The sequence below is a fragment of the Fervidobacterium riparium genome, from assembly GCF_025370035.1.
In the GTDB taxonomy this organism is placed as follows: domain Bacteria; phylum Thermotogota; class Thermotogae; order Thermotogales; family Fervidobacteriaceae; genus Fervidobacterium; species Fervidobacterium gondwanense.
This window is the reverse complement of record NZ_CP009277.1, coordinates 898,019-920,141: the sequence shown is the minus strand read 5'-3', so window position 1 is coordinate 920,141 and position 22,123 is coordinate 898,019. Positions and strand designations below refer to the sequence as shown.

Below are 22,123 nucleotides of genomic sequence, written 5' to 3'. Positions count from 1 at the left end.
TTATCACTCACCTGTAATTCCTGTTCGTTCGAGACTTTCAACGAAATACCTCTGCAAAATCAAGTAAGTTACTAAGAGTGGTAATATAGTAATCATCGTTGCGGCCATTCTAATTCCCTCATTTATCCTATTTGCTGCACTCCCATCAGCTGTTGGGAACAACACGGCATACCTTGCAACGAAATCGCGAAGTGCCAACGGAAGTGTTTTGATGTTGTTTCCCATAAGCAACCCGGAAAGTAGCGTTTCATTCCAGTACCACACCAAAGAGAATATGAAAGCTGTTACGATAGCCGGTAGCGAAAGCGGGAGTATGATTTTATAGAATATTTGGAATGAGTTTGCTCCATCGAGCTCTGCTGCCTCGTCAAATGCCTTTGGCAACATGTTGAAGAAGTTATAGTACATGAGTATGAAAATAGCACTTCTTATGCCCTGCCCAAGTGTTGCTGGCAATATAGAAGAAAAAATAGTTCCAGTAAGCCTTAACTGGCTGAACAGCATGTATTTTGTGACTAATGTTACTTGCGTGGGGATCAAGAAAGTAGCAAGCATCAATACAATCCAAAGTCGCTTCAGAGGGAACTCAAACCTTGAAAGTCCGTAAGCTATTAAGGCTGTTACAAGAGTCTGTAGCAGTGCCGGAAGTGTTGAAGTATACACGCTGTTGAAAAGGGCTTTTGTTGCATCGAGAACGGTCCATGCCCTTCTGAAATTTTCAATGGTCAACTTCGTCGGAATCCAGACAACGGTTGAATTTACTAAATCATCGACAGTCATAAACGAAGTTGTTATCATGTAAAGGAGAGGATAAAGATAAGCATAACCGATACCAATGAGAACTATATATATAATTGTCTTAGTCGCTGGATCTTTAAAATGCTTGTAGTACGAAAAGTGAAAGCTTTTATCTTTCATATTTTCTTTTTCCTCCTTTCATGCAGAAGCATGTACGCAACGCCGAGTATGCCCATCACAGCTGCGAAGTAAATCCAAGAAAGCGCTGAAGAGTACGAATAAGGCTTATCAATATCGAACATGTGCTGAGTTATACTCGTGTTAACTGGGTTGTTAGCAAACGATGCCAAGTCGACGATTGTATATATAGTGTTAACTATGACAAAAGGTCTAACGAGTGGCAATGTTATCTTCCAGAAGATTACCCAATCGTTCGCACCGTCAATTTGTGCGGCTTCATATATGCTACTGCTTATCTTTTGCAGACCAGCAAGGAAGAAAAGAATCTGGACTCCGGAGAACCATAGTATAAGCACAAGGTTGTTGAACATGTACAAGAACGGATAACTAATCGTGTTTGGAATCATTAAGAAGAACCTGTAAATAAAGTACCTCCTTGGATCGACTATACTTGCAGCATTGTTGGTAACAAGCTCCGAAATCACAGGACCACTGATTATGACAACGGGCAAGAAATACAGAAGCCTAAAGAACGTTCTTGCATGCAGTTTTCTGTTTAGCAAGATGGCTACTATCAAAGCGAAGATTACTACCAAAGGTGTCGAAAGCACTATGTTTATAATCGTATTTGAAAAGTTCAGAGGAAATGCTGTATCATTTCTGAAAGCGTATATATAATACTTCCATCCAACGTACTCCGTTTCTATTCCAGAAACGGTAAAGTTGACATGGAAAAAGCTCAAGTAGAGTGAATAGAAGAATGGAAACGCCGTAAAAAGCAAGAAACCAATTATCCAAGGCATTATATAGACATATCCAGCAATAGCTTTTCTTGCGCTTCTACTTATTCTCATTTCCATCAACTCCGTTTCTCACTACTTTAACAACTCTGTATGAAACAGGTTCAACAACTACGTTTCCAAATTTGACCCTTTCTTCTGTGTAATTCACCAAGATGCTGTATCCGTTTTCATAATCTACACGAACAAACCCAGGGTGGATAACTGTCCTGTCTATAATCTTAGAACCTCTAACGTATTTAAGAGCTCCATTTATTTTCTTGTAAATCTCAACTATCTTAGACTTCCAGTCAGCAAATCTTGTCGATGGATAATCCCACAGAGGTGTATCCTTCAGTGAAGCATTATCCAGCCAAGAGACGATGAACGATGGATATGCACCAAAATCAATCGATTTGAGCACATCGGTATCTGAAAAGAAACCATTGTTCATATATGGTGTGAAATACACGACATTACCACTTAGAACTATCTGTAAGAACGGAACCGTATCGGTTTCGAAAAGGTACTGACTTGAATTCATCGGTATATTTCCAAAGGTTTTCATATACTTCCATGAATAAACATTCGGGACGAAGAGTATAAGATTGTTGCCTTGATTCTTCACATCGGATAGTGTTTTTTCAACCAGTTTTCGTGCATCGCTTCTATAGATTTCCTCATCGCGTTTAAGATGACCATATAGTTTATTTGCAAACTCCTCAATGGCGATGTTCTTTATATTGTTTCTGTTGAGTTCTTTAATGCGTTCAACGAGATATCGACTTGACAAATCTATTTTTGTGTAATAGCTCCTGTAAAGCCACAAATCTTTGTTATCTCTCTCTTCAAAAATCAAAGACTGCGATAAATTCAATCCAACTTCATTTTTAAGATTGAGCTGTTTTTCCGTTACCCTTGTCGTGTTAGTAACAAAGTACAATTCGAAAGATTTTCCCGAAGCCGCAGAATGCTCCAATGCAAACTTAGCTATATCGTCAATTTCGCCAAATTTTGGTTCCACCTTTGTACTGTTAATCTTATTCCCGTTAACTCCTCCCTTTTCCCAACCCTTAAGGAGGAATACTAAATTACCTACTCCACTCTTTGATAATGTTTCACTCATTGCCTTGATGTTTTCCACCGAAGTAATCTGCACAACTTTCTGTCCGATTAACTGCTTTTCAATATCACTTACCAAGACTGTAAGATAGAGCGGTATATCTTTTGTCTTATATTCTTTTTTAGTTGGCTTTTCGCCGAATATCTGTTTCGAATAAGCCTCTCTATAATACTTTGCCATCCCTACGTAATCAGCTTGATCTCCTGTTAAAAAGACAAGCTCCAATCTTGCGTTGAACTTATTCATTTCTTTTTGTGCTACCTGAATTCCAGCACCACTTCGTGATGTTGGTTGTAGGTACTTCTGTCTGTATATGAACTTTGCGGAAGTCCAGTTGTAAGAACTGAGTATGCCACTTGGATACGAAATAATTGCACTGTACTCAGCACCCGAAGTTATTACTCCAAAAATAGCGTTTTTCTTAACACCGTGCACAACACCAAAGGCAGGAACGAGCACTGTCGGTTCCTCTCTAAGAAAATCGTTTGGTCTATTGGCTCGCAAGTCGTTTACACTTACAAGATTTTCGATACTGTAATCTTTTCCGTAAACTCGCTTTTCAAACCAGTTCAAATAATGCGCCGGTCTTGAGAATCTTATCAGCGCTCCTGGACCATCTGGAACAAATGCATATCCATTTATCTCATCCGCTATGGTACTTCCAAGAAATGGAGCAAATATTACAGAAGCCAAAGTGTATTTATCTTTCTCAGATATCGTCTTCTGATCCAAACTGAAGACGAGCTTGTCACCAAATATTTCAACAAATACTGTGAAACTTATCGAAACAGGTTCAAAATTCAATGTACAAGAAGCCCCATTCTTTAGGACTTTCCACGTTTTCTTAACATCTGGTGAAGCTGAACCAACTACACTTGAAATGCCTCGATCGTCAAAGTACTCTATCATTACAAGGGATTTTGCGATATTCTTCCAAACATCGTTCATTTCGTTGTAGGCATCTGTATCGGTCAAAACATCTCCCCACACGTACCCTGAACGCTTGTCTAATACTCTCATAGAAGTACTATTCTTGTCGATGTAAAGTTCCAATATTCCGCTATCGCCGACCTTTTCATAATCTTGCGTTGTAAATTTCGAGATTATTTCTACCGGTACCTCGGGACGAGTGAATCTATTGGATAAGAACTCATCGCCAATACCTTGACTGAAAAGCATAGAACTGATCATCATAATCGATCCTACTATTAATAGAACACTTTTTATATTATTAACGTGCACGGTAGAGCACCTCCTGAACAATTGCGTAACCTGTCTGAACGAGTTGGTCCCAGAGCATGTAAACTATTGAATATACAAGTATGATAACGAACACCCAAGCAAGCGTTAAGAGTATGCTCTTAACGGTATTTTTGATATCGTAATCGTGAATTTCCTTTACACCTGTGAAGAGTAAAACGGCACTCCATGCGATGAAGATGTCAGAAGCAAACGAAACAAGAAACGCTTCGTTATATGAAAGAATGTACGTTAGAAGAATAACGAATGGCTGGAACAGTATATAAGGCGCAAAGCTGTAAGCGGTGAAGATATATATGTCTCGTAAAGTTCCTCGCCCATCGTTTATTGAACTGACAAGGTAATTCGCAAAGACCCACAAAAACACGGGTGCAAAACTTGCTAAAAAGACAAAACCAACACTTCTGTCTGCTGTGTTCAGATTGAAAATGAAACTCCGTCCAAAATATTCTAACTGTATAACTATAAAGAAAATCGCGTAAATTATAGTTGCTGAAAGGACTGAACCATACCTCTTTCTCTGTATGTAGTAAAATGTATCGAGTGGATGTCTAAGAATGTTCCAAATGTATAGTAAATCCTTCACAAGTTTAGATTTAACATCTATTCTGAATTTTATTACTTCTCTCTTGTAGAGATTATCTAGTATTGAGACAAGAATTATGAGGATTATAAACGCAATTAATAATCCTCTTGTGTGCTTTTGCAAGAACTCGTTTCTTATTTCCCAGAAAGCATCGGAATAGTCGCGTCTTGCTTGAGCTATGCGGAACTCTGCGAGTGCCTGACGGTAATTACCTTCTTGGAAATACGCTTTTCCAAGACCGTAGTGTGCTATTTTTGAATATCCGTCGTAAATCATCACTTCCTTCCAAAGCTCTTTGCTTTGCAGGTACTTACCCTCAGAATAAAGCTCCAAGGCTTTGTGAAGAGTTTTTATATACTGCGTAGGATTGAAAACATGCACAAGTCCTCGTTCTTTATCTAAAACGTAAATTTTGCCATTTTCATCAACACAGATTGCAGCAGCAACAGTAAAGAGACCGTTTCTCTCAGTGGCAATTGCGCGTCCACCGAATGAAACGATAAGGTTGCCTTCAGCATCGTATTCATAAACCAGTCCTGTTTCGGTTAAGGCGTATATCCTTCCGCTATCATCAACTGCTAAATCTATAAAATTCGGTTCATCAATCATCCTTGCTTCTCTCGATATCGGCAGTATGTTGTTACCAAGGGTGTTGTGCTTCTTTATAGCGTTTCCTCTTTCTTTTTGTGTTACGGTGTATATGAGCCCCTTGCTATCAATTGTGATATTCGTGTACGGCTTTGGGATTCTGTTTAGTAGTCTTTCTTTTTGTTCGCGCGTATAGAAGATGTCAATGATCTTGTCTAATAGTGTCATAGATGCGAGATTTGCTCCATAGTAGCCAAGAAATTCGCCATTCTGGTCAAGCTGGATTACACCTTCAAAAGTGCCCTCGCTGACTATGTATAGATTTCCTCTTTTGTCAACGATAAGTTCTTTGGGTTTGAAATTCGCACCTTCGCCAAACAACGGGTTTGAGGGCCTACCGATTCTTTTTACCTCGTTTCCTTCTTTGTCGAAAACAATCACTTCAGAAGTTCCTGGATCTGCAACGTATACATAATTTTCATCAACAAAGACACCTGTAGGTTGCCAAAGCGAGAATTCACCAATCAAGCTTACTTTTCTTGTTTTCATATCGTAAACAACTATTCTTGCATTTCCAGAATCTGCAATATACATCTTGCCATCTTTGATGAATATGTCCTCAGGATAGTAAAGGTCCAAATCTTTAAAGAGAACTTCACTCACAACATACGCATCCTGAGTAATTTTCCACTCATTCCTACCGGAGATTGTGTAAGTCAGAAACGGACTGTTATTGCTCAACAATGTTTGAAAGACAAAACATAGAGATATGATAATCAAAAATCTTATACTAACTTTTGGCTGCACTTTTCAAGCACCACCCATATCAAAATTCGCTCAAAATTCACTTCGGTTACTTAAGACCACTGTAAGCCATTGTGTTCATTACTCGCGATTGCATGATTATAAATAATACAAGGTTCGGAACGAACATAATTAATCCCGCTGCTGCGGCAATTCCTTGTCCGGCAATCGTGTTTCCTGTGGTCTGCGTAAGGTTTGAAACGTAGAAAGCGAATGTCTTTAAATTTTCATTGTTTATGTAATACAAAGAGGCTTCGGCGCTATTCCATGCCACTTGAAATGCTAATATTCCAACGGTTGAAATAGCGGGTTTTAGCATAGGAATTATTAGATTAAAAATTATCTGGAAATCATTAGCACCATCTACGAGTGCAGCATCTATAAGTGCATCTGGTATCTGATCTATGAACTGCTTTATCAAGAAAACACCAATTGGCATTGCCAACAACGAAAGTATATTTATCAAAAACGTGTCTATAAGTCTCAGCTCCTGGATTAATAGATATCTTGGTATTATAACTGCCACAGGAACAAACATTAACGCAAGGTTGTTTATCGTGAATAACAGATTCTTTGTTTTGAATTGCTTTTTAGAAAGAGCGTAACCAGCGAACACAGAAATTATTATCGTAAACAGAACAACGAAAAACGCAGTCAGTATACTGTTCATAAGGTATCGACTCACGGGTATAGTCGAAGTTCTGGTCATGGCGAACAACTCGTAGAAATTCGCCAAAGTTGGTCTTTTAACAAAGAACCTCGGCGGATAGAGGAAAAGCTCATCAACTGGTTTAAAAGCTTGCGAAAAGATAAATATTATCGGTAACAACATGAAAATAGCGATAGGTGTCAATATGAAATAGAATTTAAGCTGACTCTTATGGAAATACCGTGGATTCGTCTTCGTCGAAAATTTTGCCATTTTTTCCACCTCTCTTTTAAAAGAGCCTATCTTTCACCAAACAATCGCCACGCGACTCTTGAGAAAAACCAAATAATTAAAAGTAGAACCACTGAAAGAGCCGCGGCGTATCCCATTTCGTACCTCAAAAATCCATAATCTTCTACGTGGTTCACTATCAATTGACCCGCATACTGTGGTGTGGGGTTTGAACCTGAGAGAGCTACACCGATGCCAGCGGATGTAAATGTATTGACTATTGACATAACCGCTCCGAAAAGCATCTGAGGCTTCATCGCTGGAATGGTTATATATATTATTTCTTGAAGTCTGTTCTTGATTCCATCAATATACGCCGCTTCATACAATTGTTCGTCTATGTTCGATATACCAGCCAGCATTGCCAAGAAACCAACACCCATACTGCTCCACAGTGCAACTAAAATCATTATGTCCATAAGATGTTCGGGCGATTGCAACCATTGAATCGGTTTATCAATCAATCCAAGGTTTAAAAGCAACGCATTTAGATAACCTTGCTGATCACCACTGAAAATGACACGCCACAAGACAGTCATAGTAACACCGGCTGTAAGAGATGGTGAGTATAGAATAAGAGCAAAGATAGTACGTGGAACGCGCGTCAATTGAGCAACAAGCCAAGCTAGGATAAATGATAAGATATACCCGCCAACTCCAACGATAAGTGCGTACTTTATCGTGTTTGGTAATACCTTTTGCATGAAAAGCGTGTCTCTTGTGATGAGCGTTATGTAGTTTTGCAGTCCTATCCAAGTTGGTCTCTCTATTGCGTTAAAATAAGTGAAGGATAAATATATCGCAACTATTACCGGGAGTGCGATAAATATTAAAAACAAAACCAAGTATGGTGATAGCAATATCCAATGGCCCTTATCCTTTTTAGAACTGATTTTCATCGGTATCACCTCGATCATCATTACCTATTTCGTTACTCTCTTCATTACTTTCCTCAACGTTCTTCAGTACATTCAGCATAGGAACGTTATTAACTCTCATGAATTCTTCCATTGAGTCGTACATCCTGTAATTCTTCAACACCTTACCTTCTTTGATATATCCAAATTCAGTCAACTTTCTTTCAAGCTCTCTATTTATAAGAATCACTGATCTGTCAATCGCCGTTCTAAGTGGTGCACCTTCTACAACAACCCTGTTCCAGATGTTACTGATTTCGCGCTCTGTCATGTATCCTCCAGGGTGTCGTTGAACTTCCCTTATCCAGCGCCATTGTTCTAAAACTACTTTCTTATGTCTCTCATCTATGAAATCAAGCTCTTTGAATGCCTCTATGTTCGCCGTGTTCCATATGTACAAAGGTCCGTATCTGTTGATCAATGTACGTGCGAATTTCAGTTGTGTCTCTTTAGACATCCACCATTTTATGAATTCCCAAGCTTTTTCTTTCTTCTCAGACGTTGCAAATATGACATCTGCCCTGTCTCCGGCAACTTGATATCTCAATACATTACCTTCCTCATCGACTACCCCTGGGGACGGTGCTATATCCCACAATCCGTATATCTCATCCGCTGCGTTCATCAACGTTACATACAAACCGAAATCTCCAACACCGATTGGTATACGTCCGTATCTGAAAGAATTATAAAAATTAGCAACTTGTTCAGGGATACCGAATATGGTGAATATTTCAGTCATTAGCTCAAATGACTTAACTCCTTCTTCAGTGTTTATAGCCGTTTTGACCCCATCCTCTGTATAAAGTCTTGCGTTATTTTGGAAGAAGAACGGAGCTGTAGTGTTGAAATATTTTGTTGTTTGTTCACACATTGGGATAGAGAAATTCATACCTCTTCTCTGTAACTCCGGTAAAATCTTCTTCACATCGTCCCAAGTATTCGGAACTGGAATTCCGAGCTTGTCGAGAATGTCTTTTCTATAGAAAAGCACATAGAAGTTCTGCGTTTCCGTTATGCCATAAACCTTATCTTCTATGACCATCGGAAGTAAAGTTTCAACGTTTATATTTCTGCTCACAAAACTGTAGAAATCTGGAAAGTTGGACAACGGATAAAGGGCATTCCTGATAGCGAGTTCAAAAGGTATCCAGTTGCTGATACTTAGAGCCACATCAGGCGCGTTTCCCGCTGCACTCGCAAGGATTAACCTCTGTTCGTTTGGCATCGCTGAGAAAACAACCTTTATGCCTGTTTTCCTTGTGAAATCAGTATCGGTTAAGTACTGCAGAGTTTCGACGTATTGAATAGGCCTATTAACCCATATCCTCAAGCTTCTCTCATCTACCTTCTCGTATATCGAATAAGCCTCGTTCTTATTAAAGAAAGAGAGCCACAATTTGTGAAGTTCTTCGTACGCAGTAATCAAAAATGCATTAGCTTTTGGGATGTACTTCTCACTCTCGCCTTGGTAGATCAGTACCCTGTCGATCCCCATAGGTTGGTTGCGAAGGTTCATCGAAAGCTCTGATAACCTTTGTGCAACAGATGCTGCTCCTTCACTTATAACATCAAGATAAAAAGGTATGCGTTCGGGACGCTTTAAAATATTCTCTATTATTCCGGCGCACACCAACATGTCGGCAATAGAAGGAAGGCCCTTCTGTCCAACAATCCCGATTAGTTTGTTGTGTTGTAGTCGCAAGTTCGTTGCTATAGACTTGAGATCACTAACAACATTTGGTAAGTACTTTTCGATATTCCAAGTCCTGTTCGGGTCAAGGTTATTACCAACTAATTTGCGTATATCCAGACCTATCGCTTGTAAAGTTTTCACACTATCTTGTAAAAATCTCACGCTCTCTTCATATACGCCTGTAGTGACTTCCAAAGACAACGTATGGTAACCTTTGTCCAAGTAAATCTCATATGGCTTTCCATTATTGTCAGACAACGTAAAGTCAACCCACTTAAATCCTGTGAACGGAAATTTATAACTCATGAGCTCAGTAAACGGAACCTTTCCATCTATGTAGATTCTCCTGTATACAGGTACCCCACGATTCAAAGATTGCTTGTATCTGAACGCAATCTTGTAATACCCAGGTTCTTGGATATAGAAACTCCAATGGACTTCTTGTCCCGACTGTTTAAATGTATTCTCGTCTATTACATTGACTTTCTTCTTAAGTAATTCATATGGTGAAACTTGCGCAGTTTGTTCATTCACTATAGATACCAAAGAGTCGGATTTGAAAGCCATATGCTCTGCCTCTATCAAGATTGGCTTCTCGTTTCCTATATCATTTTTCTTAGGATTGCTTTCTATGTATTTTGCATATGATACTGTACTGAACTCTTTCGAAATCGGCACAAAATATAACCCTTCTAAAATTATAGGGCGCCTTGTGTTCTTTATTTCAATTTCATTATCTCCATCATTTAATTCAAACAATATCGGTAAACTACCGATGCGGTGTGAATCCTTTAAATATGAAACGAAAGAATCGTCAAAAGGAATTTGCTCCGGAGTGATCTCGTTACCGTACCTATCGTACACTTTTTCACTGTAGTTGTAGTATGAATAGTTGTCCAAGATAGCCAAATATGGCACACTGTTGACATTCACTTCAAGTGCGCCAGTGCTCGATAATTGTTGAGTATACCTGTACTTCAAGATTGCGTAGTATAGACCTCTTTCTGGCATATTAACTATTAACTTAAACGATTCGTCGTTGTTTAACAAAACAGGAGTATCCAAAACACTGATGCCGTAGTCTTGTGCACGACTGATCCGTTGTTCCATAAGATTCTTAAAGCCTTGTTTTGCAAGGTTTTCTGTCGATGCTACGGAAGAAGTTCTTAAGTTGGATATATTGAGTGCATAACTTTCATAAGTTAACTTTCCTGTCCAATAGAGAATAATCAATAAACCAACCACAACTGAGACAATTATAGAAGACCAAATGACAAACTTCCTCACTTATTATCAACTCCCCACCAACTTTGGTTATAAATCCACCGACGGCTAAAAATTATGCCCATCGGTGGAAGTAATTTAATTAATTATTTACCTTCGATTTGTTTTCTGATTTGTGGGAATTTCTTTTCTGCATCAGCTAACTTCTTAGCAAATATGGTCCAGGATTCCTTTATAACTTTGTTTGCTTTATCCTGAGTCTCCTTTGCAACAGCTTCTGGTGTCGTTTCTCCTCTTCTTATCTTTTCATTAACTGGGAATATGACATCCCAAATCGCTTCGAACCAGCCAGGAACTATCTTCCACATATCAACACGGACTGTTTTGTCAAGATTCTTGAGCATCCACTTTATACCATTTGGAATTTTCAAAGTCTCAAAGTATTTAACAACATCTGGATGCATTGTTGCTGGGATGAACCAGTCTGTAAGTCTACCATTTTCCACACCTTCAGATTCGTATAGTTTGAGCCTTGCCACAACGCCTCTTGGATCATATGTTAAGAACCTTGCAAACAAGAATGCTTCCTTAGGATACTTTGTTGTTGAACTCACAAACGTATAGTTAATGTGCACTGGTAACCGTATGCCGATTTTTGGATCATGTGGAACTGGGTAATAATCGAAGTTCCAAGGTACTGTTCTGAGCCAACTCCAGTCGTACGTTGCTTCGAATCCCATTAAGACTTTCGATTCCCTAAATGCATCTGCGTCTTTGCCGAATTTTTTCTGATAATCATCGAGCTGTCCTTGATTTCTCATATCTTGGTTTATCAAGTCATCAGCAACAAGTCCTGGTATTGATTTCAGTTCCTTTTGCAATTTTATTGCCGGTATCCATCCACCGTTAACGAGATCGAATTCCCATTTATCTGGGTCAAAGCTCCAGAATGTTGTCTCTTTGCTCAAAATAGCTGCCATGAACGTATCAAATTCCCACAATTGATTTATTCCAGAGTACTCCTTTGTGGTTGCTCTTCTTGCATAGTTCTTGAAAAGGTCAACGGTCCAATTTTCGTACGTCGGAGCTGTCAAATTCAATTTTTTGAGCAAATCAAGATTCAGAACGATACACTCAAAGTGTAATCTTTCGCCAAGTGCGTAAGTTTTGTTGTTGTATTTAAATGCATTCCTTACACTGTCTGGGACATACTTTATGTACGGATCATCTTTGAAGAATTCGTCAAGTGGATAAACCCAACCCTGTGAAACTGGGTACGAGAGTGGTTCCCATGATTCCGCAACAACGTCTGGGAGAGCCTTTTTGGCAGAAACGGTCGCTGTTAAGAAACCGTTGATATCTGGCTCATTTACGATTATTTTTACTTCTATATCTGGATAGTATTTGTTGAACTCTGCAACGAGCTTTTTGTACCTATCAACATTCCAGCTCCATACAGACACTGTTATTGTTGCTTTTGCAAAACTGGCAACGGTAAAAATGATTAGCAAAGCTAAAAACACGAACTTCTTCATAATAATCCCTCCTCAAAAAACCATTTAAGAACCTTTTAGAATCCAAAACCGACGTTTAACAAAAGATACTTATAACCGGTTTCCTCAAACCTTGCTGATATCCTCCCATCTGCAGCACCAAGTTTAGTTACTACATACGGTTGCAAAACAAATTTTCCGTTGCTAAAATCATAGTTTCCTGTAGCTCCAAATTTGTAAGCTTGGAACTTATAATAAATATCACCATATAACTTGACTTTGTCAAATTCAGTTGCGTCAACTTCTGCCAATCCACCGAGATCTCCAACTTGACCGTCAAGACCAATTAACAATCCCGTGATTGAAGCCGTACTAAAACTGTACCCAACTGCAAGGTACAAGTTAAATGGAGAAATCCTATACGCAAGCCTTGCACCAACGGCAGTCTGCGTACCGTCTATCTTTCCAGTTACGTTGGCATTAATTTTTACAGGTCCAACCGAAGTCTTGGCCAAGACGACGTAGCTCAACGGTGAAGTAAGTGTAGATTGAAAATCTGTTCCGGCTTCAATCATAAGACCGGGAATACCATATATTAGAGAAAACACGCTCTTATACCAAAGTATTCCTACGCCGTTCTTAGCCCATTTCAGAGAACCTGCATTTCCTAAGAAACCATCGTAATCCGCAATGTTTCTATAACCAAAGAAAGCTGTTAAATTGTCATTCACTTTCCAAGGTACAAAAAGCTCGTTAACATAGATACTTGTAAAATTGGGTGATGTGTATTTCATATCGACAACCATAACAGGACCGTTTGCAGTAACAACTAAATAAGCAGCATTGTCACCTACGAAAGCATTAGACGTTCCGAGCGTAAAATCGGGATTAACCCGATAATTGAATTCAACTCTACCGGTTATTTGAACGCTTCCAGAAAATAGTAACGTACCGAGTAGCGAAAATACAAGAATGATCATAAATGAAGCTCTGTTCTTGAACAATTCTAACATTGGTACAGTCACCCTCCTACATAAAAATATGGTATAAATAATTTAGCTTAAAAAAATTGAGGGCAGGACAACTTATGTCACCTTGGCTTTTAAGCCATTTAAGGAGTCTGTTGCCTGCCTTTAACCATGATTAGTTGGTTGGGCTTTCAGCCCTCGTCAGCATGGAGGATTGGTTCAGCAGGCTCCCTGCCCTCATCATTCGAAAGGAGGATTTTTCATGGATAACTTCCCTGTTTTCGTCGGCATCGATGTTTCCAAGGATAAGTTCAACGTCTGCGCTATCTCTAATCCCAGTTCCATCATCTTCGAATCTTCTTTCGATATGTCCCAGCAAGGCTTTTCCTCCTTCGCAAACAAACTTTCTGCCTTCCCAAAACAATCCATCATCATCGCTATGGAATCTACTGGCTGTTATCATCTCAACCTTCTGGCTTTCCTTTCTTCCAACGACTTTGCTTGCGCTGTTTTTAATCCTCTAACTGTTAAAAACTTTGCTTCTCTTCGAAAGACCAAAACCGACAAAATCGATGCTCGCATTATCGCTACTGCTTTGTTTTACCTACAACATCAAATTCCTTCTTCTGCTTTTGTCAACTCTGAGCTTCGTGATATTGTCAGAGCACGCGAAAACATTATCCACCGCATCGCAAAAGTTAAAGGCAATATCGAAAAACTGCTCAACGTTCTTTTCCCTGAACTCGAAAGAGTTACCAATATCTACAGTGACACTATCCTCAATCTTCTTTCTCATTTCCCTTCTGCCAAGGCTATTCAAAAGGCTCGTAATCTGGATGTGTTCTTTTCCAAAGACCGTGGCAGAAGTACAAAACTTAATGCTCAAAAACTTAAAGAACTCGCTAATAACTCGATTGCTCAATATTGGCCGATGAAAGAAAAGATTCTTGTGCAAAATATCAAAGAACTACAATTTTTACAGCAACAGCTTGAAGAACACGACAAGATGATGAAAGAATATTGCGAATGTAGTGCGATAAACCTTGATATCGAGATACTCACGTCAATACCAGGTATTGGTGAAAACAGCGCGATGCATTTCTTGGCAGAAGTTGGAGATATCTCAAGATTTAGTACATACAAAAAACTCATTGCGTATTGTGGACTCGATCCAAGCATTGCCCAATCAGGCAAAAGCAAAGTAGAAGGACACATATCGAAAAGGGGCAATGCCCACCTAAGACGAATACTATGGCTAATGGCAGTGAGTGTAGTGATTCACAACGAATATTTCCGAACATACTATGAACGAAAAAGGCAGCAAGGTATACCGTACAAAAAAGCGATAATGTCAGTAGTACACAAGTTATTGCGAACGTTGTACGCAATGTTGAGAAAGAAAGAGAAGTTCAATATTGATTATGCTATCTCACACTCAAAACAAAAATTTAATTTTGCATAGTTGACTCCTTAAGCTTATTAATTCAAACCTGAGTAGCACTCGACGTGCTACCCAGGAATTCTAACATACGAATTCTGCGTTCCTATTTTTTCGGAAGTACTCCAACGTCGTCGAAATAAACTGTGGTTGGCTTTTCTTTACCAAGCTCGATGCTGAAGGTTACAACTGGATCCCCATCTTCTGGGTGGGTATATTCAAACTGGAAGGTTTGCCATTCTGTTGTTAGGTTAACCGTTTGAGCAAAGTAAACACCATATGGAGCACCTGTTTGAACAAGCTTGACACTTATTGGTCTTGGGTCATCCGCTTTTGCTTTGAATGTGATCGTGTAGCTATGTCCTCTTCTCACTTTGATCCACTGGTTGAACTGCAAGTGCCACGTTTCGAAACCAGTATCATCAAGTTTGATAAATCCGTAGCCATCAACAACACCATAAGTTGCGACTTTTGCACTGCTTATGCCGTACTGACCTGCTTGCCAAATCCACCATTCTGATGGCATACTACCTTGATCGTTTACTATCTTGTATCCAAAATCTCCGTTATTTACTAAATTATCTGGTTCTTCCTCATCTTCTAGAAGATCAAAGTCAAGCGTTTCCAATTCTACTTCCTCTTCCAATGCCTCAGGTGGAATTTCTGACTTGTCTATTGGTTTAATTATTACATCAGCAAAGTAAATCGTTGTTGGATCAAGCTTACCAAGCTCGAAACCGAAGTTGACAGTTTCATCTGATCTTTCTTTGTGGATATAATAGAATTCGTATGTTTTCCATTCCGTTGTCAGCTCAACGGTCTTTGCAAAGTAATTAGACCATGGATCATGATTCTGGAGAACCTTGACATTGATTGTTCTTGGTTTATCTGCCTTTGCCCTGAACGAAATGTAATAAGCTTGTTTTGGTGTGAGCTTAACCCACTGATTGAACTGGACGTGCCAGGTGTCAGAGCCGGAATCAGCAATTTTTATAAAAGCATAGTTGTCTCGTACACCGTAGTTTTCTACTTTTGCACTACCGACTCCGTACTTTCCGCCTTCCCAAATCCACCATTCGAATGGTGCGTTTGTTTGATCATTCTTGATGTTGGATCTGAAATTCCAGTTATTCAATAAACTAACCCCAACTGCACTTTCGGTTGCCTGCTGTTGAACTGTTGTTGCTACAGCTTCAACTTTTTCTTGGAATTGACAGGAAAATAGGAAAAGACCTGTCAGACTTATAATAAGAAATTTAAAGATGGTTTTCATAGTCCCTACCTTCTTCCTTTTCAATTTACAAGTGGGCTTTAGTTAGCAGTTTCTTCTAAAACTTTCACTTGAAGTTCAACATCTGGAACATGCGCAAATTCTAACGAAAGTTTCAACCACTTGTCGACACCTTTATCTCGTGTAAATTGTAATGTTACTTCGGTTCCTTCGGTAGTTACTGGAATATCCCGTGAAGTATTGTATGCCCAATCTTGCCATGGTTCGCTTCCAAAATATGCTTTTATTTGAGCATCTTTGTTTCCTTTGAGCCAGAGTTTTATTGTGAAGTCTGTTTTCGTCTTGTCGTAAAATCTAACAAGTTGTGCTTCGTAAGTTCTTGGGCCCCAGGGTTCCGAACCACATACAAGTGATGTTCTTGTTGCGACAACTGTTCCATCAGCTTTTATGATGGGATCCGCTATAAAATAGTCACCTGTTTTAAAGAAATACCATGTGCCAGTTTTATAATAACTTAGCGCGTCTTCACGTTTACTGTCAAAAAACTCAAGACTTGTAGCCGCTGGCGTGCCTCCGTTTCCTGGTTCTTGTGGTTTTGGCACACATGCCGAAAATGCAAAGAGAATAGCGATAACCGCCGTAACAACTAAGAACACTCTTTTCATACCCATACGCCTCCTTCTGTCTTTTTAGGTTTTCCACCCGTTTTTGCACCTGTAAGAACAAACTCACAAAACATGTTCAAAATGCTTAATAGTATAAGACCATAGTTGCACGATGAAACAAATTGAAAATTTCTCAAATTTTGTTACATTATAGATTTGAAACTTGTTACATACAAAACCTGTTTTAGCTTAAACAAAGTGCCTATTTTGTGCTGAGCGTTTAGAAACGATTAAATGAAAAAGGACCTGTGATTTTTCACAGGTCCCCTTGTTTCTAAAAGATGACACTATTTTCCTTCAACCTGTTTTCTGATCTCCGGGAATTTCTTTTCCACTTCAGTTAACTTCTTAGAAAAGTCGCTCCAAGCGTCTTTTATAATCTTGTTCGCCTTTTCTTGCGTTTCAACTGCTACGGTTTCAGGTTGTACTTCGCCTCTTCTCACTTTCTCGCTTACTGGGAATATAACGTCCCATGTTGCTTGATCCCAGCCAGGAACAGTTTTCCACATATCAACACGCACAGCCTTGTCGAGGTTCTTGAGCATCCACTTAACACCATTTGGGATTTTCAGTGAATCAAAGTATTTAATCACATCTGGGTGCATCGTCGCTGGAACGAACCAATCGATGAGCCTTCCGTTTTCTTCACCATTTGCTACGTCTATCTTCAATCTTGCGACAACTCCACGTGGGTCGTATGTCAGGAATCTCAAGAATGCGAATGCCTCTTTCGGATACTTCGTTGTCGATGTCATAAATGCGTAGTTCACGTGAACTGGTATTCTCTGCCCAACTTGTGGTTCAAATGGCATAGGATAATAGTCAAGATTCCACGGAAGAGTTCTTACCCAGCTCCAGTCCCAAGTACCGTGAAGTCCCATTAAAACCTTTGATTCTCTGAATGCATCTGCATCTTTTCCAAACTTCTTCTGATAATCGTCGAGTTCCCCTTTGTTTCTCAGCTCGTCATTTTTCAGGTCGTCTGAAACAAGTCCTGGAACACCTTTGAGTTCTTTTTGCAGTTTAATTGCTGGCAACCAACCACCTGTAGCGAGTTCAAATTCCCATTTCTTTGGATTGAATCCCCAGAATGTTGTGTCCTTGCTAAGGACAGCTGCTTCTACATTATCAAAATCCCAGAGGTGGTTTATACCCGAATACTCTCGAGTCGTTGCTTTTCTCAGGTACGTTTTGAATATATTGACTGTAAACGCTTCGTACTTTGGCGCCTGCAAGTTCAGTTTCTTCAACAGGTCTAAGTTCATGACGATACCCTGGAAGTGGAGCCTTTCAGGAAGTGCGTAAGTCTTTCCGTTGTACACGAAAGACTGTCTAAGAGCTAACGGCATATGTTTTAGATCAGCATCGTTCTTCAAAAATTCATCAATAGGGTATATCCATCCTTGAGAGACAGGATACGGAAGTGCTTCCCATGACTGGACTACAACATCCGGAAGTAGTTGCTTCGCTGATACACGAGCTGTTAAAAACCCATTGACATCAGGTTCATTGACAACCAGAACAACTTCAATATCAGGATAGTACTTGTTGAATTCTGAAACAATCTTTTTGTACTTTTCCACATCCCAGCTCCAAACTGACGCAGTTATCGTTACCTTTGCAAAGACACTGAGTGAGAAAACTACCAATAATCCAAGTAACAACAGCCTTGTAACATGTCTTCTCATCTTTAAACACCTCCTGTTTTGTGGTGCGCCACACCAGAAATTATCGCCAAACAACCGTCGCAGAACCGTACGATGGTAACACGATTTCAAAAATTTCTTCTTCCTGCTCAATTACACTCACTTTCTTATTTGTCTGAGTTCTATTTGATATTATTAAAACTCTTGTTCCATCAGGATTTTCGAAAGCAACGGTTTCTAATTTGTCCAGATAAGTATACGAATCTATCCTGTAGGCTCCGGGTAAAACGAACTTACTTATGTGTCCCAATGTATAGTAATCGAGATTGTATTTGACTTCACCTGTTTTCTGATTTATCTCTATAAGCCCCCTACATGTGCTATTTGAGAGAATTGTAGGTCCTCTTTTCTCATCGAGTGCTATGTTCCACCAAACTACTGTCTTCGACCAGTTTCGAGGTATTCTAATGACATGCATCATTTGATCCATATACGCGTTGAAGAAAGCGGGCACCCAATCACCACCAGAACCTTCCGTGAACCAGATTTCTTTGTCAGGAAACATCTCTTTTATCTTTGTCATAGCTTCGTGCTTCCCGCCATAAAAGTGCCAAGCAGATCCAGCAACGTACTTAGACGCTTTCTCATCAGAAAGGACATACGCAGCATAAGTTGTGTTGTCCCAGTTGTGATCATAAGTCAAAATCTTGGTCTTTATACCTTCCTTCTCAAAAACTGGTCCAAGATAGTCGCCTATAAAGTCTGCTTGTTCTACCCAGTCCATTTTCATACCAGGATATTCTTTCGGAACGTATAGTGGCTCGTTCTGAACTGTTATTGCGTATATGGGTATTCCTTCTGATTCGTATGCCTTTATGAATTTCACAAAATACTGTGCGTAAACGTCGTAGTACCTTCTGAGTAGCGAACCGCCTATCATGCTGCCTGTTGTCTTCATCCAACCTGGTGCACTCCACGGCGAAGCCATTATTTTGAGCTGGGGATTCATTTTCAAAGCCTCTTTTAAAAGTGGAATTATGTATTTTCTATCGTGGTCTATAGAGAAGTGTTTCAGTTCCCTATCTTCTTTTACTCCTTCCGGTAGATCATCGTAGCTGTATATTTTTGTGGTGTAGTCAGTAGCTCCCATGGGTTGTCTTAGAAACGATATGCCTATTCCTTTTTCTCTGTCAAATAGTTTTTCCATAACCTCTCTGCGTTTTTCATCTGATAATTTGTGATACACTAAATATGCTGACGCGTCCGTAAAAGAAGCGCCGAATCCATCCATGATTTGGTATTTCTTATCAGGATTTACAACAATCTTGAATTCTTCGCGATATGCTAAATCTCCGAGTTCATCAATTCTTACTTCATCAAGCAGATGCCTCTGATCCGATGTTGTAAGCCATATCCTGATTTTTTGCATCCCTTTCACTCCTTTTGTTTGTTGTGCACTCTGGTTTGAAGTTAGGACAATCACTATAGATATTAATAAAAAGAGGAGAAGAATTTTTACCTTTCCCAAGCGTAAAATTTCAAAAATGCCTGGCATAAACAACCTCCAAAATTAAAATTATTCTAATTAACCCAATTCTATTATTGAAACATGTTACACGAAGAATAGAAAGAGTAACATTTTTCAGTCAATGATTTGTGTAAAAAGTAAAAAAAGTCACCCGCAGGTGACTTTAGTTATATTTTCTCTATTTATCTTCTAATTAATACTTTCTCAATCTACTTCTTCCATGTCTTCGATTGTTTCAAACTCGAAGATTATTTCATCACCGCTTTCTAAAGGTTCGGTAAAGCCCACTTTTTCCCCGTTTTTCAAGAGGTTATAGCTTTTCACTTTCTTGATGTCGAAGTTAAAAAGTTTTAGTATATCAGCAACTATAAAGCCTTGTTCATCCGGTATCTGAGTCTTTATCTTATCACCGTCTCTGATTTCATACTCTGGAGAAACAAGCTGGTCGTTCACCAAAACAATCACGCCTTCTTTTGTTAGTACAGTCGGTTGTCCGTTTATTTTTATGACTACACTTATCTTTTCCATTTCTGGTAAATCTTTAACCTTTGGATAATTTAGTACAAGTGCATATTTCAATTCTTCACCCAATTCTACACTGTTCTCATCGCGTAATTCTAACTCATCTTTAAATATCTTAACTTCTCCAGCGGTAAATTCTCTGTACGCACCATTCACTGAATACTCGATTTTGATCAAGTCCTGTGCCAAGAATTCTCTTATTTCCTTGACTTTAACGCTTTCGTATTTTATAACGTCGCCGTCGTTCAGTGGAATATTCTGGATAATATCGTTGCCATTGACCTTTACGCGTGGATAATATTCAATTATCTCGTCACTTTCTAAAGACCTAAGCCTAATCGGCTTAATTATCTCATATAGCATTGGATTTGCGTCTTCACCATCAGCAGCTTCGCCAACCTCTATAACATCAGCGTGTTTGACTACATCTCTTAACGTTGCTTCTCGTCCGTTGACTTTAACCGGTGCCGGTTTTGGCATTTTACCTTTAATTACAACCGGTTCGCCGTTAACTTCAACAACCACAGATTTTCCAGGCTTTCCAAGCAAACTGTGAATATCTTTTCCAGCTTGTGCCAAGACTTCCCAAACTGTGTAACTTCCCTTAAAGCCGATTAGCTGTATCCGCTCTTCGTTCACAGTCACGTGTTCAAACACGCTCCCGGTCTTCGTGAGTGCTGTGTATCCAATACCAAGCGGCGTAACGAATTCGCTTCCTATGATTTGGCCGGTACGGTCGATAAAGTCAAGGTTCTTTGCCATTTTGAGCGAGACATATTCTTCATCTATACCCAAATGCTTCGCAAGAAATTGCGTGTAAGTGGGAACCTTTGCTCCACCACCAACGACCATTACTACTTGCGGCTTTTCGCCGTTGAGTTCAATTATCTCTTCGGCAACTTTTTTAGTCATCATCTCTACAACTGGCTCAATTGCTTTGATAACATCACTTACTCTTATCTCTTTTTCCTTATCTAATATATTTTTGACCCTGAGAACCTCATTTTTCTCTAAGTTCCTTTTCACATATTCTGCTGTTGAAAAGTCGAGCAAAAAGGTTTTTGTGATAGCTTCTGTCAGCTCATCACCAGCGATTGGTACCATACCATACGCTACGATAGTTCCGTCTTTGGATATCGCAATATCACTCGTCCCAGCACCAACATCTACAAGTGCGATGTTGAGAATTCTCAAATCTTCTGGTACGGTAACATTAACAGCGGCTATAGGTTCCAATGTAAGATGGGTTATCGTCAAATTGACTTTTTTTAAGACTGAAAGCATAGCTTCGACAACATGGCTTGGTAAAAACGTGGCAACTACTTTTATTGTGACATTATCTCCTCTCAACCCTTCGAGTTTCTTGAACCACATCCCATCAAGTTCGTACCTAATAACAGAGTATCCAACACAGTACATGTTAGGTTCAACGTTCTCCATAGTGTTTGCAACAGCTTCAAGCTCTATCTTTGTTATTATGTCACTCGTGAGTTCCCCCAAATCAGCGATGTTCATCGTTGCTTCGCCGAAATATGTTTTTAGAAACCTACCAGCAAGTGCAACGGCAACTTTATCAAGCTTGACGTTGTTTCTATTTTCGAGTTCTTCTTTAACAATCTTCACCGCTTTCGCAACTTTTTCAACATCATGGATTTGACCGTCAAGCATAGCTCTGTGCTCATGTTCTCTGAGTACTACATCGTGGACTATCATCTTTCCATCTTCGTCCATATCGACAAGCAAACCTGCGATTTTTCGAGTCCCTATGTCAAGTGCAAAGATCATATATATCGCCCT

15 protein-coding genes are annotated in these 22,123 nt (G+C 39.4%); 1 reads left to right on the top strand and 14 read right to left on the bottom strand.

The features are described from left to right. Nucleotides 1–3 precede the first annotated feature (3 nt). The 9 genes from IB67_RS04150 to IB67_RS04110 form a co-directional block, all read right to left on the bottom strand. A complete protein-coding gene (locus tag IB67_RS04150) occupies nucleotides 4–918 on the bottom strand; it encodes a carbohydrate ABC transporter permease (RefSeq protein WP_072757925.1) in 915 nt (304 codons plus the stop codon). Continuing rightward, nucleotides 915–1,772, bottom strand: coding sequence for a carbohydrate ABC transporter permease (locus tag IB67_RS04145; RefSeq protein WP_143145244.1), 858 nt, complete (start codon nucleotides 1,770–1,772; stop codon nucleotides 915–917). The genes IB67_RS04150 and IB67_RS04145 overlap by 4 nt, the downstream gene beginning before the upstream one ends. Further along, on the bottom strand, nucleotides 1,759–4,014 hold the full coding sequence (locus IB67_RS04140) for a DUF5696 domain-containing protein (protein ID WP_072758282.1): 2,256 nt from the start codon (nucleotides 4,012–4,014) through the stop codon (nucleotides 1,759–1,761). Before IB67_RS04140 ends, IB67_RS04145 begins: the two co-directional genes overlap by 14 nt. A 37-nt stretch (nucleotides 4,015–4,051) precedes the next feature. Beyond that, the gene (locus tag IB67_RS04135; protein ID WP_424695358.1) at nucleotides 4,052–5,917 is read right to left on the bottom strand and encodes a YIP1 family protein; all 1,866 of its coding nucleotides are present in this window, start codon (nucleotides 5,915–5,917) and stop codon (nucleotides 4,052–4,054) included. Between the two features lie 190 nt (nucleotides 5,918–6,107). Beyond that, nucleotides 6,108–6,980: a carbohydrate ABC transporter permease gene (locus IB67_RS04130; protein WP_072757921.1), complete on the bottom strand. Its 873-nt coding sequence runs from the start codon at nucleotides 6,978–6,980 to the stop codon at nucleotides 6,108–6,110. 26 nt (nucleotides 6,981–7,006) lie between these two features. Beyond that, nucleotides 7,007–7,897 (bottom strand): carbohydrate ABC transporter permease, encoded by an 891-nt coding sequence (locus IB67_RS04125; RefSeq protein ID WP_072757919.1) that lies wholly within the window; start codon nucleotides 7,895–7,897, stop codon nucleotides 7,007–7,009. Continuing rightward, on the bottom strand, nucleotides 7,881–10,898 hold the full coding sequence (locus IB67_RS04120; protein ID WP_072757917.1) for an extracellular solute-binding protein: 3,018 nt from the start codon (nucleotides 10,896–10,898) through the stop codon (nucleotides 7,881–7,883). Before IB67_RS04120 ends, IB67_RS04125 begins: the two co-directional genes overlap by 17 nt. An 83-nt stretch (nucleotides 10,899–10,981) precedes the next feature. Beyond that, nucleotides 10,982–12,370, bottom strand: coding sequence for an extracellular solute-binding protein (locus IB67_RS04115; RefSeq protein WP_072757915.1), 1,389 nt, complete (start codon nucleotides 12,368–12,370; stop codon nucleotides 10,982–10,984). A 35-nt stretch (nucleotides 12,371–12,405) separates the two neighbouring features. Further along, a complete protein-coding gene (locus IB67_RS04110; RefSeq protein WP_072761140.1) occupies nucleotides 12,406–13,341 on the bottom strand; it encodes a hypothetical protein in 936 nt (311 codons plus the stop codon). Nucleotides 13,342–13,558: 217 nt separating this feature from the next. Here IB67_RS04110 and IB67_RS04105 point away from each other — a divergent pair, with 217 nt between their 5' ends. Beyond that, nucleotides 13,559–14,758 (top strand): IS110 family RNA-guided transposase, encoded by a 1,200-nt coding sequence (locus tag IB67_RS04105; RefSeq protein ID WP_498875160.1) that lies wholly within the window; start codon nucleotides 13,559–13,561, stop codon nucleotides 14,756–14,758. Nucleotides 14,759–14,840: 82 nt separating this feature from the next. Here the strand turns inward: IB67_RS04105 and IB67_RS04100 are convergent, their stop codons facing one another. From IB67_RS04100 to IB67_RS04080, 5 genes are all read right to left on the bottom strand, one after another. Further along, complete coding sequence (locus IB67_RS04100) at nucleotides 14,841–16,007, bottom strand: carbohydrate binding domain-containing protein (RefSeq protein WP_072761142.1); 1,167 nt, start codon at nucleotides 16,005–16,007, stop codon at nucleotides 14,841–14,843. Between the two features lie 38 nt (nucleotides 16,008–16,045). Continuing rightward, entirely contained in the window at nucleotides 16,046–16,630 is a 585-nt protein-coding gene (locus tag IB67_RS04095; protein ID WP_072761144.1) for a hypothetical protein, read from the bottom strand. A 287-nt stretch (nucleotides 16,631–16,917) separates the two neighbouring features. Then, a complete protein-coding gene (locus IB67_RS04090) occupies nucleotides 16,918–18,318 on the bottom strand; it encodes an ABC transporter substrate-binding protein (protein ID WP_339747002.1) in 1,401 nt (466 codons plus the stop codon). A gap of 40 nt (nucleotides 18,319–18,358) precedes the next feature. Then, nucleotides 18,359–19,705, bottom strand: a complete 1,347-nt coding sequence (locus IB67_RS04085; RefSeq protein ID WP_072761163.1) for a glycoside hydrolase family 30 protein — start codon at nucleotides 19,703–19,705, stop codon at nucleotides 18,359–18,361. Nucleotides 19,706–20,008: 303 nt separating this feature from the next. Further along, nucleotides 20,009–22,111 (bottom strand): cell division protein FtsA, encoded by a 2,103-nt coding sequence (locus IB67_RS04080; protein ID WP_072761149.1) that lies wholly within the window; start codon nucleotides 22,109–22,111, stop codon nucleotides 20,009–20,011. Nucleotides 22,112–22,123: the final 12 nt, after the last annotated feature.

Excerpts from the sequence above, each read along its gene's own strand:
- IB67_RS04150 (WP_072757925.1), bottom strand. The coding sequence starts at position 918 with ATGAAAGATAAAAGCTTTCACTTTTCGTACTACAAGCATTTTAAAGAT.
- IB67_RS04145 (WP_143145244.1), bottom strand. The coding sequence starts at position 1,772 with ATGAGAATAAGTAGAAGCGCAAGAAAAGCTATTGCTGGATATGTCTAT.
- IB67_RS04140 (WP_072758282.1), bottom strand. The coding sequence starts at position 4,014 with ATGATGATCAGTTCTATGCTTTTCAGTCAAGGTATTGGCGATGAGTTC.
- IB67_RS04130 (WP_072757921.1), bottom strand. The coding sequence starts at position 6,980 with ATGGCAAAATTTTCGACGAAGACGAATCCACGGTATTTCCATAAGAGT.
- IB67_RS04125 (WP_072757919.1), bottom strand. The coding sequence starts at position 7,897 with ATGAAAATCAGTTCTAAAAAGGATAAGGGCCATTGGATATTGCTATCA.
- IB67_RS04115 (WP_072757915.1), bottom strand. The coding sequence starts at position 12,370 with ATGAAGAAGTTCGTGTTTTTAGCTTTGCTAATCATTTTTACCGTTGCC.
- IB67_RS04110 (WP_072761140.1), bottom strand. The coding sequence starts at position 13,341 with ATGTTAGAATTGTTCAAGAACAGAGCTTCATTTATGATCATTCTTGTA.
- IB67_RS04105 (WP_498875160.1), top strand. The coding sequence starts at position 13,559 with ATGGATAACTTCCCTGTTTTCGTCGGCATCGATGTTTCCAAGGATAAG.
- IB67_RS04100 (WP_072761142.1), bottom strand. The coding sequence starts at position 16,007 with ATGAAAACCATCTTTAAATTTCTTATTATAAGTCTGACAGGTCTTTTC.
- IB67_RS04095 (WP_072761144.1), bottom strand. The coding sequence starts at position 16,630 with ATGAAAAGAGTGTTCTTAGTTGTTACGGCGGTTATCGCTATTCTCTTT.
- IB67_RS04090 (WP_339747002.1), bottom strand. The coding sequence starts at position 18,318 with ATGAGAAGACATGTTACAAGGCTGTTGTTACTTGGATTATTGGTAGTT.
- IB67_RS04085 (WP_072761163.1), bottom strand. The coding sequence starts at position 19,705 with ATGCAAAAAATCAGGATATGGCTTACAACATCGGATCAGAGGCATCTG.
- IB67_RS04080 (WP_072761149.1), bottom strand. The coding sequence starts at position 22,111 with ATGATCTTTGCACTTGACATAGGGACTCGAAAAATCGCAGGTTTGCTT.